This is a genomic window from Streptomyces sp. P9-A2, from assembly GCF_036634175.1.
Classification (GTDB): Bacteria; Actinomycetota; Actinomycetes; order Streptomycetales; family Streptomycetaceae; genus Streptomyces; species Streptomyces pratens.
Window position 1 is genome coordinate 2,051,904 of sequence record NZ_JAZIFX010000001.1, and the last position, 17,953, is coordinate 2,069,856.

General features: G+C 69.0%; 13 protein-coding genes. 5 read left to right on the forward strand and 8 right to left on the reverse strand.

The annotated features are described in order from the left end of the window. Positions 1 to 64: 64 nt before the first annotated feature. Positions 65 to 757 carry a TetR/AcrR family transcriptional regulator gene (locus V4Y04_RS09265; protein ID WP_332426922.1) on the forward strand — a complete coding sequence of 231 codons (693 nt, stop codon included), beginning with the start codon at positions 65 to 67 and terminating at the stop codon, positions 755 to 757. Continuing rightward, positions 754 to 1,215, forward strand: a complete 462-nt coding sequence (locus V4Y04_RS09270) for a hypothetical protein (RefSeq protein WP_332426924.1) — start codon at positions 754 to 756, stop codon at positions 1,213 to 1,215. Before V4Y04_RS09265 ends, V4Y04_RS09270 begins: the two co-directional genes overlap by 4 nt. Positions 1,216 to 1,249: 34 nt before the next feature. Here V4Y04_RS09270 and V4Y04_RS09275 read toward each other — a convergent pair whose 3' ends face one another. The 4 genes from V4Y04_RS09275 to V4Y04_RS09290 form a co-directional block, all read right to left on the reverse strand. After that, positions 1,250 to 1,618 carry a 5-carboxymethyl-2-hydroxymuconate Delta-isomerase gene (locus V4Y04_RS09275; protein WP_332426926.1) on the reverse strand — a complete coding sequence of 123 codons (369 nt, stop codon included), beginning with the start codon at positions 1,616 to 1,618 and terminating at the stop codon, positions 1,250 to 1,252. A gap of 65 nt (positions 1,619 to 1,683) precedes the next feature. Then, positions 1,684 to 7,122: a pullulanase-type alpha-1,6-glucosidase gene (pulA, locus tag V4Y04_RS09280; protein ID WP_332426928.1), complete on the reverse strand. Its 5,439-nt coding sequence runs from the start codon at positions 7,120 to 7,122 to the stop codon at positions 1,684 to 1,686. 204 nt (positions 7,123 to 7,326) lie between these two features. Then, positions 7,327 to 8,700: an alpha-amylase gene (locus V4Y04_RS09285; RefSeq protein ID WP_332426929.1), complete on the reverse strand. Its 1,374-nt coding sequence runs from the start codon at positions 8,698 to 8,700 to the stop codon at positions 7,327 to 7,329. Between the two features lie 187 nt (positions 8,701 to 8,887). After that, a complete protein-coding gene (locus V4Y04_RS09290) occupies positions 8,888 to 9,274 on the reverse strand; it encodes a hypothetical protein (protein WP_332426931.1) in 387 nt (128 codons plus the stop codon). A gap of 358 nt (positions 9,275 to 9,632) precedes the next feature. Between V4Y04_RS09290 and V4Y04_RS09295 the strand changes: the two genes are divergently transcribed. Together V4Y04_RS09295 and V4Y04_RS09300 are read left to right on the forward strand one after the other, a co-directional pair. Further along, complete coding sequence (locus V4Y04_RS09295) at positions 9,633 to 10,835, forward strand: RNA-guided endonuclease InsQ/TnpB family protein (protein WP_332426933.1); 1,203 nt, start codon at positions 9,633 to 9,635, stop codon at positions 10,833 to 10,835. 108 nt (positions 10,836 to 10,943) lie between these two features. Next, positions 10,944 to 11,135 carry a hypothetical protein gene (locus tag V4Y04_RS09300; RefSeq protein WP_332426934.1) on the forward strand — a complete coding sequence of 64 codons (192 nt, stop codon included), beginning with the start codon at positions 10,944 to 10,946 and terminating at the stop codon, positions 11,133 to 11,135. 70 nt (positions 11,136 to 11,205) lie between these two features. On the opposite strand, the gene V4Y04_RS09305 is transcribed toward V4Y04_RS09300, so the two are convergent. From V4Y04_RS09305 to V4Y04_RS09320, 4 genes are all read right to left on the reverse strand, one after another. Further along, positions 11,206 to 12,900: a glycoside hydrolase family 13 protein gene (locus V4Y04_RS09305; protein ID WP_332426935.1), complete on the reverse strand. Its 1,695-nt coding sequence runs from the start codon at positions 12,898 to 12,900 to the stop codon at positions 11,206 to 11,208. Between the two features lie 196 nt (positions 12,901 to 13,096). Continuing rightward, positions 13,097 to 14,014: a sugar ABC transporter permease gene (locus V4Y04_RS09310; protein WP_332426937.1), complete on the reverse strand. Its 918-nt coding sequence runs from the start codon at positions 14,012 to 14,014 to the stop codon at positions 13,097 to 13,099. Positions 14,015 to 14,027: 13 nt separating this feature from the next. Then, positions 14,028 to 15,032 (reverse strand): carbohydrate ABC transporter permease, encoded by a 1,005-nt coding sequence (locus V4Y04_RS09315; RefSeq protein ID WP_332426938.1) that lies wholly within the window; start codon positions 15,030 to 15,032, stop codon positions 14,028 to 14,030. Between the two features lie 88 nt (positions 15,033 to 15,120). Continuing rightward, a complete protein-coding gene (locus V4Y04_RS09320; RefSeq protein WP_332426939.1) occupies positions 15,121 to 16,392 on the reverse strand; it encodes an extracellular solute-binding protein in 1,272 nt (423 codons plus the stop codon). A gap of 486 nt (positions 16,393 to 16,878) precedes the next feature. Here V4Y04_RS09320 and V4Y04_RS09325 point away from each other — a divergent pair, with 486 nt between their 5' ends. Further along, complete coding sequence (locus V4Y04_RS09325) at positions 16,879 to 17,916, forward strand: LacI family DNA-binding transcriptional regulator (RefSeq protein WP_332426940.1); 1,038 nt, start codon at positions 16,879 to 16,881, stop codon at positions 17,914 to 17,916. The last annotated feature ends 37 nt before the right edge of the window (positions 17,917 to 17,953 follow it).

The window sequence follows — 17,953 nt, forward strand, 5'->3', positions numbered from 1 at the left end:
AGGGATGGTCGTTGCCGCCCGGTCCGGACCGTTCACGGCCGGATTCGATCGGTAGGCTGTGTATATGACTACCGGGGTACGCCGCAGAATGGGAGTCGAGGAGCGACGGCAGCAGTTGATCGGCGTAGCCCTCGAACTGTTCAGCCGTCGCTCGCCCGACGACGTCTCCATCGACGAGATCGCGTCGGCGGCCGGCATCTCACGCCCGCTGGTCTACCACTACTTCCCGGGCAAACTCAGCCTCTACGAAGCCGCGTTGAAGCGTGCCGCGGACGATCTGGCGTCGCGGTTCGTGGAGCCGCGCGAGGGTCCGCTGGGGGCGCGGCTGGTGCGGGTGATGGGCCGGTACTTCGACTTCGTCGACGAGCACGGGCCCGGTTTCTCCGCCCTGATGCGCGGCGGTCCGGCGGTCGGCTCCTCGACCACCAACGCGCTGGTCGACTCCGTACGGCAGCGGGCGTACGAACAGATTCTGTCGCACATGGGCGCGATGGACCCGCCCGCGCGGCTGGAACTGGTGGTGCGGTCCTGGATCTCGCTCGCCGAGTCGACGGCGCTGATCTGGCTGGACGGCCGTCGCATACCGCGGGAGGAGCTGGAGGTCCAGCTGGTGCACGACTTCGCCGCCCTCTGTGCCGTCGCGGCGGCCCACGACGAGAAGTTGGGCGTGCTGCTGCGCGGCCTGCTCAAGGACGAGCCGGGCGACGGACCGTTCACCGACCTGGTGGGCAGGCTCATGGCGCTGGCGTCCCGGTGAGCACCGTGACGACGTGGGGTCTGGTCGTCGAGACGACGATGGGCGCCGGGGAGCGCAAGCACACGGAGGCCCAGGTGGTGGCGCACGTCACCGGATCCCGGGCGGAGGCGCTCGCGCAGCTGGAGCGACGGGCGCGCCACCACGTACCCATGCACCCCATGAGCCCCAAGCGTCGTCGCCTCCTGCGGGCCGGCGACGGGTTCCTGCTCGTCGTCGACGGGGCGTGGCAGTCGTTCGTGACCCGGTTCACCGTGGCGGAACTGCTGGAGGACTCCGCCGCGCCCCCTGTCCCGGAACCCGTGGTCGAGGCACCGGCCCCGCTGCCGGACGCCCCTGCCGCTCCGCCGGGTGAGCCGGCGGAGCAGCGGGGCGAGCCGGCCGTCGAGCCGACTGTCGAGCTGGACGAGGACGGAGTGCCGGTGCGGCCGGCCTGGCTGGGCCGCGCCGACCTGACCTGACCCGGCCTGAAACCGTCCGCCGTCCGGTGAGGACCTACTCGCCCTCGAACTTCCGGTAGGACGCGTCGAGCTCGCGTACCTCGGCGGAGGCGTGCAGGGTCAGGTCGCCGACCGCGCGCACATGCTTCCGTACCAGTTCCAGAACGGCCTCGGTGAGCCGTGCCTTGGTCTCCTCGGTCCGCCCGGGGAGCAGGGCGATGTGGACGTGCACCAGGGCGTGGTCCTCTGTCCGCTCGTGGCCGATGAAGACGTCGCCGGTCGGGCGCAACCGGGTCTTGCACGCCGGGAGCCTCGCCGCCGCGATCTCCACCACGGTGCTGTGCAGGTCCCGGACGAAAGCGGGCCAGTCGCATTCGAAGAAAGACGTCACTTGTGCGGAGTGGTCGACGGTGATCTGCGGCATGGGTGGGCCCTCCGGTTCCTGGTCGGAGGGCCCACCCTAGCTTCCGCTGCTTCGCACCCGGCCTCTCAGCCGGCCGCGGTGAACACCGCGACCGAGCGGGCCGGGACCGTGAAGGTGCCGGTGTCCGACGCGTAGGACGAGGTCTTCACCACCGCGTCCGAGCCCGCCGCCTGCACCGGGTGCAGCAGGTGGTCCGTGCCGGCGAGGGCGCCGACGCGCTGTTCCTGCCGCTCGGGCGTGGCGTTGAAGACCACGACCAGGTCGCCGAGCCGCATGGTGATGACACCCGGTGTCTCGTCCTTCCCGGACAGCGGGAAGGACAGCGCGGCCTGTACCTGCCCCGCGGTGTCGAGGGAGAAGGCCCCTTCCGTCGTACGGATCTTCAGCAGGTCCCGGTACGCGGCCGAGGCGCCCTCGATCTGCGGGCATCCGACCTGCACGGCGCCCAGCAGGGGCTTGGCGTAGGGCCACTTGTCGGCGTTGTCGGCGGCCGGCGGCAGACCGCGGCCGAAGCCGTTGCCGTCGGCGCAGTTCCAGTGGACGGCGTTGAACCAGTCGCCGCTGTCGTAGGAGTTGCGGTCCAGGGACTTGGAGCGCAGCAGGTCGGTGCCGGCCTGGGAGAGCGCGGGGCCCTGGGACAGGGCGGCGGTCGCCATGGCGAGGACCTGCATGCGGGCCCGGTCGTCGGCGCCCACGGACGTCGGCAGCTTGAACGCGAGGGCGTCGAACAGCGACTCGTTGTCGTGCGCGTCGGCGTAGGCGAGGGCGTCACCCGGGGCGTCGGCGTATCCGGCCGGTGCGCCGTTGTAGTCGACCTGGGAGCCCTTGACCTCCTTGCCGTCGGTGTCGGTGAAGCGGTACTCGGCGAGGTTGCCGCTCAGGCCCACCTTGATCAGGTCCTGGTAGTGCAGGAGGCGGGCCTTCTGCTCTGCCTCGGTGCCGTTGTCCTGGGAGGAGTTCGGTTCGGTGTAGAGGCCGGAGGCGAAGCCCTGGACGCCGGGGTCCTCGTCGAAGGGGCCGCCGCCGCGGACGGCGTCACGGGCCCGGTCGGAGAAGGTGGCGATGCCGGTGCCGGCCATGTTCTGCTGCGTGGCCTGCTCGAAGCGGGCGTCGTCGGCGATCTCGCCGAAGTTCCAGCCCTCGCCGTACAGGATGATCTTCTTGCCGTCGACGCCGTCCTTCTTGAGGGTCAGCGCGTCGAGGGCCTTGCGGACGGCGAGGATGTTGGCCTTGGGGTGGTGGCCCATGAGGTCGAAGCGGAAGCCGTCGACCTTGTACTCCTTGGCCCAGGTGACGATCGAGTCGACGACGAGCTTGCCCATCATGGTGTTCTCGGGCGCGGTGTTGGCGCAGCAGGTGCTGTTGGCGACGGAGCCGTCGGCGAGGAGCCGCTGGTAGTAGCCGGGCACGATCCGGTCCAGGACGCTCGTCTTCTCCTGCCCGCTCGCCGCGGTGTGGTTGTAGACGACGTCCATGACGACGCGCAGGCCGTCCTCGTTGAGCGCCTTGACCATCTTCCGGAACTCGACCGTGCGGGCCGTGCCGTCCGGGTCGGTGGCGTAGGAGCCCTCGGGGACCGTGTAGTGGTACGGGTCGTAGCCCCAGTTGTAGGCGTCCTTGGCGGCGGCCTTCGCCACGCACTCCTGCTGCTTGTCGGAGTCGGCCGGGTGGGCGGCGAGGTCGCAGTCGACGGTGGCCTGGTCGGACTTCTTCTCGGGGATGGTCGCGATGTCGAAGGCGGGCAGCAGGTGCACGTAGGAGGTGCCGGCCTCGGCCAGCTTCCGCAGGTGCTTCGAGCCGTCGCTGTCCTTGTCGGTGAAGGCCAGGTAGGTGCCGGGCCGCTTCGCGGTGCGGTCCTCGACGGAGAAGTCGCGGATGTGCAGTTCCTGGATCTGGGCGTCCTTGAGGGGGACGGCCTTGGGCTTGTCCAGGCCCGGCCAGCCCTTGGGGGCGAGGTCGCGGTCGCCGAGGTCGACGACGAGGCTGCGTACGGAGTCGGTGGTCAGGGCGACCGAGTAGGGGTCGGTGACCTTGTTGGTGACGAGTTCGCGGGTGCTGGGCGCCCACACCTTCACCACGTACCGGTACGCCTTGCCCTTCCATGCCTTGGGGCCGGTGACGGACCAGACGCCGGTGGCGTCGTCGCGTTTCATCGTGGCGGTGGAGCCGCCGATCTCCAGCGCAACACTCTGCGCGGTCGGCGCCCACACGGAGAGTGTGGGACGGCCGTCGCGGAAGACGGGGCCGAGCGCCGCCTTCGTCGCGCCGGCCGCGTACAGGTCGTCCAGGGCGCCCGCGATCTGCACGCCGGTCGCCGCGAGGACCGCTCCGTTGGCGGCACGCTGGGTGGCGACGACCTGGCCACGCAGGGCCTCGCGTACGCGGTCCCGGTCACGCGGGTCGACGGAGTGGGCGGTGCCGTCCTTCAGGTGCGGGAACTTCTCCTTCTGCGCGTCGGTCAGGGCGGCCGGGAGCAGCCGGATCACGCGCGCGTCGTCGCCGGTGGTGAGCGTGCCGCCCTCCGCCTTCACGGAGCCGGTGCGGGAGGCGAGGAGCTGGGTGGAGGCGGCGCTCGCGGAGCCGTCCCAGACGACGGTGTTCCGGTCGATCCAGAGCGCCTTGGCGGTGGCCAGGTCGACGGCGGCGGCCGAGCCGGGCGGCTGGGGCAGCAGGTGCTTCTCCTCGCCGCTCAACAGCCACACCTCGTGGCCGTTCGCCTTGAGGTCGAGCGACCGGTCGGAGGGGAGGTCCTTCTCGTCGCCCTTGTGGATGATGTAGCTGAGGCTGGTGGCACCCGCGGTGAGCGGTACCTCGAAGACCGCGCCATAGGGATCAGTCTTCACCGGCTTCAGGGGTTTCGACCAGTCGGTGGGGTCGGCGGCGCCGGTCCAGGTGTGCAGTCCCCAGCCGTCGTAGTCGCCGTCGGCGCGCTGGTAGTGCAGCACCGCCTTGCTCTTGTCCTGCGCCGGGTACTCGGGGCGTTCGGTGGTGACGGTCTCCTCGCCCTGCTCGATCCAGACCTCGCCGCTCTTCGTGACGTCGATGGTGCGGTCGGTGGAGACGTCCTTGTCGCCGTCCTTGTCGATGACGAGGAAGCCGACGTCGGAGGCGCCGGGCTTGAGCTTGACGTGGGCGAAGGCGCCGTAGGCGTCGCGGCCGGTGAAGGGGTGGCTGTTCGGCCATTCGGTGGCCTCGCCGTCGGCGAGGTCGCCCCAGGCGTACAGGCCCCAGTCGTCGTAGTCGCCGTCGGCGCGCTGGTAGTGGACGACCACGTGATCGCGGGAGGCGGCGGTGGGCGGTTCCTCGACCGGCGGGGTGCCGGTGGTGGAGGCGGCCAGGGCGCTCGCGGTGCGGCCGGCCGAGTCGATCGCGACGGCCTTGTAGCGCAGGGCGGTACCGGCGGGCACGTCGTCGCCGATGGTGTGGGTGACCTTGTGGGGGGCGTGGTCGGAGGAGCCGAGCGTGCGCCACTTCCCGGTGCCGGTCTGCGCGGCGAAGACGACCCGGTTGAGCTGCCCGCCCTCGACGTCGGCGGTGAGCTCGACGGTGCCGGTGGCGCCGGCCTCGGGGGCCTTGAGGGTGACCGTGGGCTTGGCGGCGGGCTGAGCGAGCTTGCCGGACGCCTTGAGGACGATCGCCGAGCCCGCCGGGACGGTGACGGTGATCTTCTTGTCCGCGCCGCTGGTGACGGTGGCGCCGGTGCCGTGGAGTCCCTTGAACGTCATCCGGGCGGAGTTGGTCGCGAAGGTGGCCTTCTGGGCCTCACCGGCGTTGTTGAAGGCGACGACGTACTCGGTGGTGTCCTGGCCGGTGCGGGTGCCGGTGCGGGCGCCGGTCGCGGTGCGGGAGAAGGCGTAGACGCCGGGGCCGTCGGCCGCGTGCCGCTCCTGCTGCACGCCGTCGGTGAGAGCGGGGTGGGCCTTGCGGAGCTTGGCGAGGGCGCTGATCTGCCGGTAGAGCGGGGACTTCGTGTCGTAGGTGTCGTCGGCGTGGGTGCGGTCGGTGCCGATGAGGTCGTCGTCGAGGTAGTCGGCGGTGCGGGAGGCGAACAGGGTCTGGCGGGCGTCCTTGTCGCCGCCGGCGCCGGTGAAGCCCTGCTCGTCGCCGTAGTAGACGACGGGGTTGCCGCGGCTGAGGAACATCAGCTCGTTGGCGAGCATGTCCTTCTTCAGCAGGTCGGCGTCGGACGCCTTCGGGTCGTCCTGCTTGAGGAACGTCCCGATGCGGCCCATGTCGTGGTTGCCGAGGAAGGTGACCTGCTCGTAGGCGTTGGCCTTGTCGGTCGTGTACTTGTGGTCGTCACCGAAGACGGAGGCCAGCTTCTGCGCGCTGCCGCCCTGGGAGGCGTACTGGCGGGCCGCCTCCTGGAACGGGAAGTCGAGGGTGGCGTCGAGGCGGCCCTCGGTGACGTAGGGGGCGGTGACGTCGGTGTCGGCGGAGTAGACCTCGCCGAACATGAAGAAGTCGTCACGCCCCTTCTTCGCCGCGTAGGCGTCGAGGGCGGTGGCCCACTGGGTCCAGAACTCCATGTTGACGTGCTTCACGGTGTCGATCCGGAAGCCGTCGATGTCGAAGTCCTTCACCCACCGCTGGTAGATCTTCTCCATGCCGTCGACGACCTCGGGACGCTCGGTCCACAGGTCGTCGAGGCCGGAGAAGTCGCCGTACTCGCTGGACTCGCCGGCGAAGGTGGAGTCACCCCGGTTGTGGTACATCGCCGGGTCGTTGAGCCACGACGGGACCTTGACGTTCTTCTTCGCGGCGGGGACGACCGGGGTGCGCGGGAAGGAACCGACGTCCACGCGCGGGAACTTCCGCGAGCCGTCGGCGTAGTCGGCGTCGTCGAAGGGCTTCCCGTCCTTCGTCAGGTAGGGGAAGGCGCCCTTGGAGAGGTAGTCGTAGGACTTCTCCTCGTAGTCGACGACGTCGGCGGTGTGGTTGGTGATGACGTCGAAGAAGACCTTCATGCCCTTGTCGTGGGCCTTGTCGATGAGGGTCTCGAGGTCCTTGTTGGTGCCGAAGTGCGGGTCGACCTGGGTGAAGTCGGTGATCCAGTACCCGTGGTAGCCGGCGCTGGCGTCCTCGCCGGTGCCCTGCACGGGCTGGTTCTTGAAGATGGGCGCCATCCAGATGGATGTGGTGCCGAGCCCCTTGATGTAGTCGAGCTTCTGGGTGAGGCCCTTGAGGTCGCCGCCCTGGTAGAAGCCCTTGTCGGTGGGGTCGTACCCGGTGCTGAGCCGCGAACCGGTCAGCCCGCCCCGGTCGTTCTTGGTGTCCCCGTTGGCGAAACGGTCCGGCAGGACGAAGTAGAACTGCTCCCGGGTGAGGTCGTGCCGCGCGGGGGCCTTCGCCAGCGTGGCGTCCGACGGGGGTGCGGGGGGCGGGGCGGCACCGGCCGCCACGGGCGAGAGGAGGGTGGCGGCGAGCGCGGCCGCGGTGACGGCTGCCACTCGGCCGCCGTACACGGTGCGGCGTCTCCCGGACGCCGGCCATCTGGGTGTCACAGGTGTGAACTCCTTGCGATTACGGCACATTTCGGGTCCGACCCCGCACCACGGCACAACCTGTTCCGGCCATGTCACCGGGGTGTCGCGCGACCGTATCGCCGTTGAAAGCTTTACAGCAAGGGTGTTGAAAGTAACGGTAAGGACTTGCATGCGGACGCCGGACGCGCCGCCCTCGTGAAGGGCGGCACGACCGGCGCGCGTTCAGCAGCTCGACTTGCCCGCGTACACCGCGAGGGCCGAGTTCGAGCCCAGGGTGGCGGTGAGCTGGCCCGAACCGTTCACCGTCACCGGTGTGTTGTTCTGGACGTTGCAGTACGTGCCGGAGGGCAGCGAGGTCTGGTAGGTGCGGGTCAGGGAGCCGGACTCGTGGTTGATGGCCACGAAGCCCTTGTTGCCCCGGCCGAAGGCGATGGCGTCGTTCCCGTTGTCCCACCAGTTCGTCACGGCCTGTCCGCGCGTGGTGTTGCGGAAGGCGACCATGGACTTGATCTCCGGCCAGGCGTGCTGGCACTTCCAACCGTTCTGCCAGCAGGCGTTGACCTGACCGCCGCTGGGCGGGCCGGCGTCGTGGTCGGAGAACTCGTACCCCGAGTTGATGTCCGGGGAGCCGTAGGGCCAGGCCAGCATGAAGACGTTGGCCAGGGTGTAGTTGGCGCCGTCCTTGTAGTTCAGCGTGGAGCCGTTGCGCTCGGTGTCGTGGTTGTCGACGAAGACGCCGGAGACGGAGCTGTTCATGTAGCCCCAGCCCTCGCCGTAGTTCTTCAGGTAGGCGAGGTTCTCGTTGTTGAAGACCCGCTTGAGGTCGTAGGCGTAGCGGAACTCCTGGACGTCGCCGGTGCCGGTGTACTCGCCGGGCTGGACGGCCTCGCCCGCGCCGTAGATGGCCTCCTGCTTCCAGTACACGCCGGGGTTGGAGAGCCGGGACTTGATGTTCGCCAGGTCGGCGGCCGGCATGTGCTTGGCCGCGTCGATGCGGAAGCCGTCGACCCCGAGGGAGAGCAGGTCGTTGAGGTATCCGGCGATGGCACCGCGGACGTAGTTCTCGCCGGTGTCGAGGTCGGCGAGACCGACCAGTTCGCAGTTCTGGACGTTCCCGCGGTCCTGGTAGTTGGTGATCTGCGAGGTGCAGTTGTCGAAGTCGGGCGACGAGTACAGGCCCGGGTAGTTGTACTTGGTGTACGAGGAGCCGCCGGTACCGGTGCCGTTGCCCGCGGCCATGTGGTTGATGACCGCGTCGGCGACGACCTTCACGCCGGCCGCGTGACACGTGTTCACCATGTTCCGGAAGGCGGTGCGGTCACCGAGCCGACCGGCGATCTTGTAGCTGACGGGCTGGTACGACGTCCACCACTGCGAGCCCTGTATGTGCTCGGCGGGCGGGGAGACCTGGACGGAGCCGTACCCGGCGGGGCCGAGGGTGGTGGTGCACTCGCGGGCGACCGAGTTGAAGTTCCACTCGAAGAGGACGGCGGTGACGTCCTTGTTCCCGGGCGGCGCGGCCTGCGCGACAGTCGGGGTCATGACAACCGAAGCGACCGCGAGTGCGGCGACCCCGGCGAGGGTTCTGCGTGCCATGTGGGGTTCCTTCTTCATCGAAGGGTGTGGGGAGTGCGAAGGCGACTGAAGCTTCTTGCTGAAACCTTCAGAAACCTTGCGGTGACGCAGATGTTAAAGCTTCACCCTCCGAAAGGGCAGCACCCCGTACGAAGTTGCTGCAGGAAATCCGGGTCATCAGCTTGCGTGACGTCTTTGAAGGGGGGTCTCAGCGGCGGCCGGAGCCGACCCCGGCCAGCCCCGTGCCGACAAGAACGTAGGCGACGAAGGCGGGGATCGGCATGTGCCCGCCCGGGAAGTCGATGTCGTCGATGGAGTACCCGGAGACCCCTACCCAGACCAGTCCGCCGACGAGCACGAGCACGGCGTTGCCGGTCTCCCCCATCATCCGCATACCGGCCCACAGCAGCAGGGGCATGAGAGCCCAGGAGGCGGCCGTGGTGAGTAAGAACTCGAAGGCACCGGAGAACATCGTGTGATCGGCTGTGGCTCTACTGTCCTGGGACCACGCGTAGCCGGCGGACATGAGGGCGTGGCAGGCCGCGGTGGCGGCGACGACGGTGAGGGCGCCCTTGGCGTGTCGTATGTACTGCATGGTGGAATCCTTGCTCTTCGCAGGCCGGTGGGCCCCGACGCGCCCGTGTCGGGACCCACCGGCCGTGCGCGGACGGTGACCACGAGGTCGGGTCCCCATAGTGACCCGCATCAGCGCGCGCTGGTTCGTATGCCGTCGATGAAGGTGGCCCAGGCGGAGGTGCTGATGAGCAGGATCATCGGATTCCTTTCGTGGATACCCCCGCCTTCAGGCGGGGGTGGGGGTACCGCCCGCTTGCGAGGGAGAAACGAAACCCCTGCGGAGCAGGGCAGGAGGCGGCGTTTCGCCGCCAGGGCGAAACGCCGTGCTCTGACCAGCGGGCTTGATCCTCACAAACAGGTACACTAGTTTGTGAGCTATGGCCACTCACGTGAAGCGGGCGTACAAGTACCGCTTCTGTCCGACCGATGCGCAGGCAGCGGAGCTGTCGCGCACGTTCGGATGCGTGCGGAAGGTCTACAACCTCGCCCTCCAGGCCCGCACCGAGGCGTGGACACGGCAGGAGCGGGTCAACTACAACGCCACCTCGGCGATGCTGACGGCCTGGAAGAAGACCGAGGAACTCGCCTTCCTCAACGAGGTGTCCTCGGTCCCGCTCCAGCAGTGCCTGCGGCACTTGCAGACGGCGTTCGCGAACTTCTTCGCCAAGCGGGCCAGGTACCCCCACTTCAAGAGCCGGAAGAAGTCCCGGGCGTCCGCCGAATACACCACCTCCGGCTTCCGGTTCCGCGACGGCCGGCTCACCCTCGCCAAGATGACCGAGCCTCTGGACATCGTGTGGTCGCGCCCGCTTCCCGAGGGGGCGAAGCCGTCCACGGTGACGGTCTCGCGAGACGCGGCCGGGCGCTGGTTCGTGTCGATGCTCGTCGAGGAGACGATCACCCCGCTTGCCCCGTCGCGGGAGCGGGTCGGTATCGACGTGGGCCTTACTTCTTTGCTGACCCTGTCGACCGGCGAGAAGATCACCAACCCGAGGCATGAACGCAGGGACCGTGCCCGTCTGGCCAAGGCCCAGAAGGCACTCGCCCGCAAGGAGAAGGGCTCCGGCAACCGGGCCAAGGCCCGCCTCAGGGTCGCCCGCATCTATGCCCGGATCACCGACCGCAGGCGGGATCACCTGCACAAGCTGTCGACTCGTCTCGTGCGTGAGAACCAAACGCTCGTGATCGAGGACCTGACCGTACGCAACATGGTCAAAAACCGGAGGCTGGCCCGCGCCATCTCCGATGCCGCATGGACCCAATTCCGGAGCATGCTGGAGTACAAGGCCCAGTGGTACGGCCGGGAAGTGATCGCGGTCGACCGCTTCTTCCCCTCCTCCAGGCTGTGCTCGGCCTGCGGCGCCCTGCAGAGCAAGATGCCCCTCCATGTCCGCACCTGGACATGCCGGTGCGGCATCACCCACGACCGCGACGTGAACGCCGCGAAGAACCTTCTGGCCGCCGGACTGGCGGCAGCAGCCTGTGGAGACGGTGTAAGACCTCAACGGAGCACTCCGGGCGGGCAGTCGTCGATGAAGCAGGAACCCCAGCGGGCGACCGCTGGAATCCCCCGCCTTTAGGCGGGGGAACATGTCAAGGCACCACAGGAACGTACGAGGCGCGCGGCCGCGATCCAGGACGCCGACGAGGCCAGGAACGAACTCTCCTCGGCACTGGACGACGCCGGCGTGCTCCTGCCCTCGCTGGGGCTCGACACCGTCTCGCTGGCCAGCGGCTATCTGCCGCCGCTGGTGGATCTCGGACGCTGCAATCCGGGCACGGCACGCAAGCTGGCGGAGGCGCTGCGGGAGGGCCGCGCCGCCGGATTGATCACCAGGGTGCGTGAGGTGAACCAGCGGAGCGAGCAGCGCATCAGGTAGCACCCGCAACGGGCGAGGCCCGCCGCTCCCGGTCGGGGAGCGGCGGGCCCTGTGCCCGGCCCGTGAGGCCTCAGTCCTTGGCGAACCACACCGTCGTGTCGCCCGGCACCTTCGTCTCGCCGTCCGCCTCGTCCACGTCACCGCTGGCGAGCAGTACCCGCCCGTACGCCGGGGTGGTCACCGCCTCGCCCGTGGTGTTGGCGACGCACACGAACTCCCCGCGCCGGAAGGCGAGTACGCCCTCGGGTGCCCGCAGCCACTCCACCGTGTCGCCCGCGCCCAGATCGGTCTGTTCACGGCGCGCGGCGAGCGCGGCGCGGTACAGCTCCAGGGTCGAGCCGGCCGTGCCGGTCTGCGCCTCGACGCTCAGCTCGCCCCAGTTCTCCGGCTGCGGCAGCCAGCTGCCGCCGCCCCCGAAGCCGTACGAGGAACCGTCGCGGGTCCACGGGATCGGCACCCGGCATCCGTCGCGGAAGCCGTCCTGGCCCGCGCCCCGGAAGTACGCCGGGTCCTGGCGCACCTCGTCCGGGAGGTCCACGACGTCCGGGAGTCCCAGTTCCTCGCCCTGGTAGACGTACGCGGAGCCGGGCAGCGCCAGCATCAGCAGCGTCGCCGCGCGGGCCCGGCGCAGGCCCAGTTCCCGGTCACCGGGCAGCCGGATCTGGGTGCCGAGGCCCGCCGGGTTGGCGAAGCGGGTGGCGTGCCGGGTCACGTCGTGGTTGGACAGCACCCAGGTGGCGGGGGCGCCGACCGGGCGCATGGAGTCCAGCGTGCGGTCGATGACCACGCGCAGTTCCTCGGCGTCCCAGTGGGTGCCCAGGTACTGGAAGTTGAACGCCTGGTGCAGCTCGTCGGGGCGGACGTAGTTCGCGGTGCGCTCGACGGTCGGGGTCCAGGCCTCGGCGACGAAGATGCGCTCGCCGGAGTACTCGTCGAGGATGAGCCGCCACTGCCGGTAGATGTCGTGCACGCCGTCCTGGTCGAAGAACGGCATGACATCGTTGCCCAGCAGCTTCAGCTGCTCGTGGTCCCCCAGGTCGGGCAGGCCCTCGGCCTTCACCATGCCGTGCGCGACGTCGATGCGGAAGCCGTCCACGCCCATGTCGAGCCAGAACCGCAGGATGGAGCGGAACTCGTCGCCGACGGCCGGGTGCTCCCAGTTGAAGTCGGGCTGCTCGGGTGCGAAGAGGTGCAGGTACCACTCGCCCGGGGTGCCGTCGGGTTCGGTGACCCGGGTCCAGGCGGGGCCGCCGAAGATCGACTCCCAGTCGTTGGGCGGGAGTTCGCCGTTCTTCCCCTTGCCGGGGCGGAAGTGGTAGCGGTCGCGCGAGGGCGATCCGGGGCCTTCGGTGAGCGCCCGCTTGAACCACTCGTGCTGGTCGGAGGAGTGGTTGGGCACGATGTCGACGATGATCCGCAGGCCCAGCTCGTGGGCGTCCCGGATCAGCGCGTCCGCGTCGAGCAGGTTGCCGAACATGGGGTCGACGGCACGGTAGTCGGCGACGTCGTAGCCGGCGTCGGCCTGCGGGGAGGCGTAGAAGGGGCTGAGCCACACGGCGTCCACCCCGAGGTCGCGCAGGTACGGCAGGCGGGAGCGGATGCCCTCCAGGTCGCCCATGCCGTCGCCGTTGCTGTCGGCGAAGCTGCGCGGATACACCTGGTAGATCACCGCGTCCCGCCACCAGTCATGGCGTCTGGCGACGGTGGCTACGGCAGCGTCGGTCGTCGGGGTGGGGGCCGGGGCGGCGGCGTGCTGCTGGCTCATGTCGTCCTTGAATACGTGGGGTCGGTCAGGGAGGCGAGTGGGGCCGAGGCCGAGGAGGGATACGGAAGGCGGGAGACAAGGCGGCCGCGGTGCCGGCGGGGTCTGGGGGTCCCCCCTGCTCGAAGAGCTTGGGGGCGGACACCGCGGCCGCCTACCCCGCGCGGCACAGCGCGCGGGAGTCGTCGGACGGAGGGCGTCAGCCCTTCGTGCCGCCCGCGGTGAGGCCGGCCACCAGGTTCTTCTGCACGAGGTAGAAGAACGCGGAGACGGGTATCGCGATCAGGACCGCCGTGGCGGCCATGAGGTGACGCTGGGAGTCGTGCTCGCTGACGAAGCTCTGCAGACCGACGGCGAGCGTGTACTTCTCGTCGTCCAGCATGAACGTCGTGGCGAAGGCGACCTCGCCGAACGCGGTGATGAAGCTGTAGAAGGCGGCGACCGCCAGGCCCGGCTTGGCGAGCGGCAGGATCAGCCGCACGAACGTGCCGAACGGGGACAGCCCGTCGACCCGGCCCGCTTCGTCGATCTCGAACGGAATGGTGTCGAAATAGCCCTTCATCAGCCACGCACAGTACGGCACCGCGGTCGAGCAGTAGACGAGGATGAGGCCGAAGTAGGTGTCGATCAGCTGAAGGTCGGACAGGATCTGGTACATCGGGACCATCAGGACGGCCACCGGGAACATCTGGGTGACCAGCAGGACCCACATGAACTTCTTGTACCCGGGGAACCGCATCCGGGACACCGCGTACCCGGTGGTGGCGGCGACCAGGACGCCGATGACGGTCGTGCCGAGCGAGACGATCAGCGAACTCTTCAGCCAGTCGAAGAAGTTCGTCTCCTGCAGCACGAACGCGTAGTTGTCCAGCGTCATCTTGCCCCAGATGCCGCCGGGGCGCAGATAGTCGTCCTTGTCCGGGCCGAGGGACAGGAAGACCAGCCAGGCGACCGGGAACAGTGCGATGACGCTCGCCACGATCAGGATGCCGTGCGAGCCGAGGGCGCCGCCGCGGCTGACCTCACCGCGCCGCCGCGTTTCGGGCCGGCGGGGTGTGGTCCTCCCGGCCGGCTTGCCCGTCACCACGGCCGGCGGTGGGGTGTCGAGGGTGCTCATGGGGGCTCCTGCCTCAGATCGCGAGCTGCTGCTCATTGCGGTTCAGCCAGCGGCGGTAGAAGGAGGTGAAGACGATCAGGATGGCCAGCAGCAGCATGCCGTAGGCCGCGGACTGCGCGAAGTCGCGCGGTTGCTGCCCGAAGCCGAGTTGGTACGCCCAGGTGACGAGGATCTGGGCCTCCGGCGCGGTGTTGCCGAACAGCAGGAAGATGACGGCGAACTGGTTGAAGGTCCAGATGATGCCGAGCAGCACGACGGTGGAGCTGACCGAGCGCAGACCCGGCAGGGTGACGTGGCGGAACCGCTGCCAGGCGGTGGCGCCGTCCATCTCGGCCGCCTCGTACAGGGTCCCGTCGATCGACTGGAGGCCGCCGAGCAGGGAGACCATCATGAACGGCACACCGCACCAGGTGTTGACCATGATCGCGGCGAACCGCTGCCAGAAGGTGTCCTCGAGCCACAGCGGTGTCGGCAGGCCCAGGGACTCCAGGCCCGAGTTGATGATGCCCGCGTCGGCGAGCATGAACCGCCAGCCGAAGACGGTGACGAAGGTCGGCACGGCCCACGGCAGGATCAGGATCAGCCGGTAGAAGGTGCGGCCGCGCAGCTTCTGGTTGAGCAGCAGGGCCAGGCCCAGACCGATGGTGTAGTGCAGGCCGACACAGGCCGCCGTCCAGACGATCGTCCAGATGAAGTGCGACCAGAAGCGGTCGTACGACGTCTCGCCCCAGAGGATGTCGGCGTAGTTGTCCAGGCCGATGAACTTGTACGTGGCCTCGATCTCGTTGACGCCGATGGTGCGGGCCGAGTTGAGGCTGTTGGCGTCGGTGAGAGTGAGGTAGAAGCCGTACGCCAGGGGATACAGCACGAGGACGCCGAGCACGACGACCACGGGCACGATCATGGCGAAGGCGTACCAGTACTTCTGGTAGGCGTGCTTCAGGCGGCCGGCCCGGCCGGCACGGGGCGGACGTTCACCGCTGCGCTTGCCGGTCGCGCGGTCGATGGCGACTGTCATGGTTCGGCACCTTCTGGATGATCAAGGGGTTCGGCACACAGGCCGGTGGCCGCCGGCTCCTGGAAGGGATCCGGCGGCCACGCGGGCCCTACTTGCTGAAGTCCGGCACCAGCTTGGTGATGGCGATCTCGGCGTCGTTCAGCCCCTTGTCCAGGGACTTCTTGCCACCCGCGATCTGGGGCAGCTCGTCGTCGAGCGGAGTCCACAGCGAGCTGTACTCGGGCAGGGCCGGGCGCGGCTGGGCGGCCTCGAGGACCGTCTGGTAGCCGGCGATGCCCGGGTCGGCCTTGACCTTGTCGGTGTAGGCGTCGTCACGCGTGGGCAGCGTGGAGTTCTTCAGGGCGATGCTCTCCTGGGCCTTGGCCGAGGTCATGAAGTTCACGAACTTCAGCGCGGCCTCCTGCTTCGCGGCGTCGGAGCCGGCGTAGACGGAGAGGTTGTGGCCGCCGGTCGGGGCGCCCGCCGTGCCGGTGGAGCCGGCCGGGACGGTGGCGATGCCCAGGTTGTTCTTGTCCTTGAAGGCCGAGCCCTTGTAGAAGTTGGTGATCTCCCACGGGCCCTGGATGATCGCGGCGACCTTGCCGTTGACGAACGCGTCCTGGATGTGGGCGTAGGCGTCGGCGGTGGTGTCGGCCTTGTGCAGGCCCTTGCCCTTGAAGAGGTCCAGCCAGGTGCCGTAGGCCTTCTTGGCCTCGGGCGACTTGACGGTGATCTTCTTGGCGTCGGCGTCGACCGTGTCGGTGCCCTCGCCGTAGAGGAAGGACTGGGCGTAGTAGGCCTGGGTGGAGCCCCAGTAGCCGTCGACGTCGGTCTTGTCCTTGATCGTGGCGGCGGCCTTCTTCAGGTCGTCCCAGGTCTTGGGGGCCTCGACGCCGGCCTTCTCGAAGAGTTCCTTGTTGTAGACCAGCGCGAGCGTGTCCGTGACGAACGGGACGCCGTAGACCTTGTCCTCGTACGTGGCCTGCTCTATCAGGTTGGACTTGAACTTCGCCTGGTCCTTCAGCGCCTCGGTGCCGTCCAGCGGCAGGAAGAAGCCCTTCTTGGCGAAGGCGGGGGTCCAGCCGACCTCGGAGCGCAGCACGTCGGGGGCGCCCTTGGAACCGGCGGCGGTGTCGAACTTGTTCTGCGCCTGGTCGAAGGGGACGTTGACGTACTTGACCTTGACGTCCTTGTTGGCGGCCTCGAACTCCTTGACCAGGGCCTGGTAGGTCGGCGCCTCGTTGGTCGCGTTGGAGGTGTCCCACCAGGTGATGCTGACCGGACCGTCGGCCGAGTCGCCGCTGTCGCTGTCTCCGCCGCAGGCCGTCGCTGTGAGGGCGAGGGACGCCACCAGCGCGGTGGCCGCTATGCCACGCCGCATGAGTTCTCCTTGAGGGTGAAAGCCCGTGTAGTGCAGGGACGGCCCCGTCTGCCGTCCTGCCGACTTGCCGACCGCGCCGATGGGGCCGCCGGGCGACGTGAACGTAACAGCGATGCAACCGATCCGAAAGACCTTGCTGAAAAATTTTGCAAGAAAGCTCGACGGTTACCCCGTCGTGACCTCTCCTCGATCCCCTCCCCGTGATGCCCCGATCGCCGTACCACCGCCGGTTTTCCGATGCCAGGACAGGAGTTCGGACTGCTGTGCAAGACTCTGCAAGTACTTGCCGTCCGTTTCCGTCGGGGGAATGATCCGTTGCGGTACGGACGCCGTGCAGCCTGCCGAGCACGACGTGTCGCATACGACATGCCGACCACGACATGAGGGACCGCGATGACCCAGCAGCCCGCGACGGGCCGTTCGACCGCACGCGCCAGGCGTCCGGCCGGTGTGCAAGGACGGGGGCGGCCGATAGGGTCCGGTGCTGTGACCACACGTCTTGCCGACATCGCCGCTCAGGCCGGGGTGAGTGAGGCGACCGTCAGCCGCGTGCTCAACGGCAAGCCGGGCGTCGCCGCCACCACCCGCCAGTCCGTCCTCGCCGCCCTCGACGTCCTGGGCTACGAACGTCCGGTGCGGTTGCGGCAGCGCAGCGAGGGCCTGGTGGGGCTGATCACTCCCGAGCTGGAGAACCCGATCTTCCCGGCGCTGGCCCAGGTCATCGGGCAGGCGCTGACCCGTCAGGGCTACACGCCGGTGCTGGCCACCCAGACCCCGGGCGGGTCGACGGAGGACGAGCTGACGGAGATGCTGGTCGACCGCGGGGTGGCCGGCATCATCTACGTCTCCGGACTGCACGCGGACACCACGGCCGACATGCAGCGCTACGACCGGCTGCGCGCCCGGGGGGTGCCGTTCGTGCTGGTCGACGGCTTCTCGCCGAAGGTGCAGGCGCCGTTCATCTCGCCCGACGACCGGGCGGCGATGGCGCTGGCGGTCACGCATCTCGCCTCCCTCGGCCACACCCGGATCGGGCTGGCGCTGGGGCCGAAGCGGTTCGTGCCGGTGCAGCGCAAGATCGAGGGCTTCGTCCGCGCCGTGCAGGAGCAGGTGGGGCTGGCCGCCGAGACCGTGGAGACGGAGCTGGTCCAGCACTCCCTGTACACCCTGGAGGGCGGCCAGGCCGCCGCCAGCGCGCTCATGGACCGGGGGTGCACGGCGGTGGTGTGCGCCAGCGACATGATGGCGCTGGGTGCGATACGGGCGGCCCGCCAACGAGGGCTCGAGGTGCCGACGGACATCTCGGTGGTCGGCTTCGACGACTCCCCGCTGATCGCCTTCACCGACCCGCCGCTGACCACGGTCCGCAAGCCGGTCCCGGCGATGGGCCAGGCCGCGGTGCGCACCCTGCTGGAGGAGATCGGCGGGACGCCCGCCCCGCACAGCGAGTTCGTGTTCATGCCGGAACTGGTGGTCCGGGGCTCGACGGCTTCGGCACCCGGGGACCGCAACCGCTCCCGATGACCTGAGCCGGGACGCGGCGCGGCGTCGGCCCACTGCC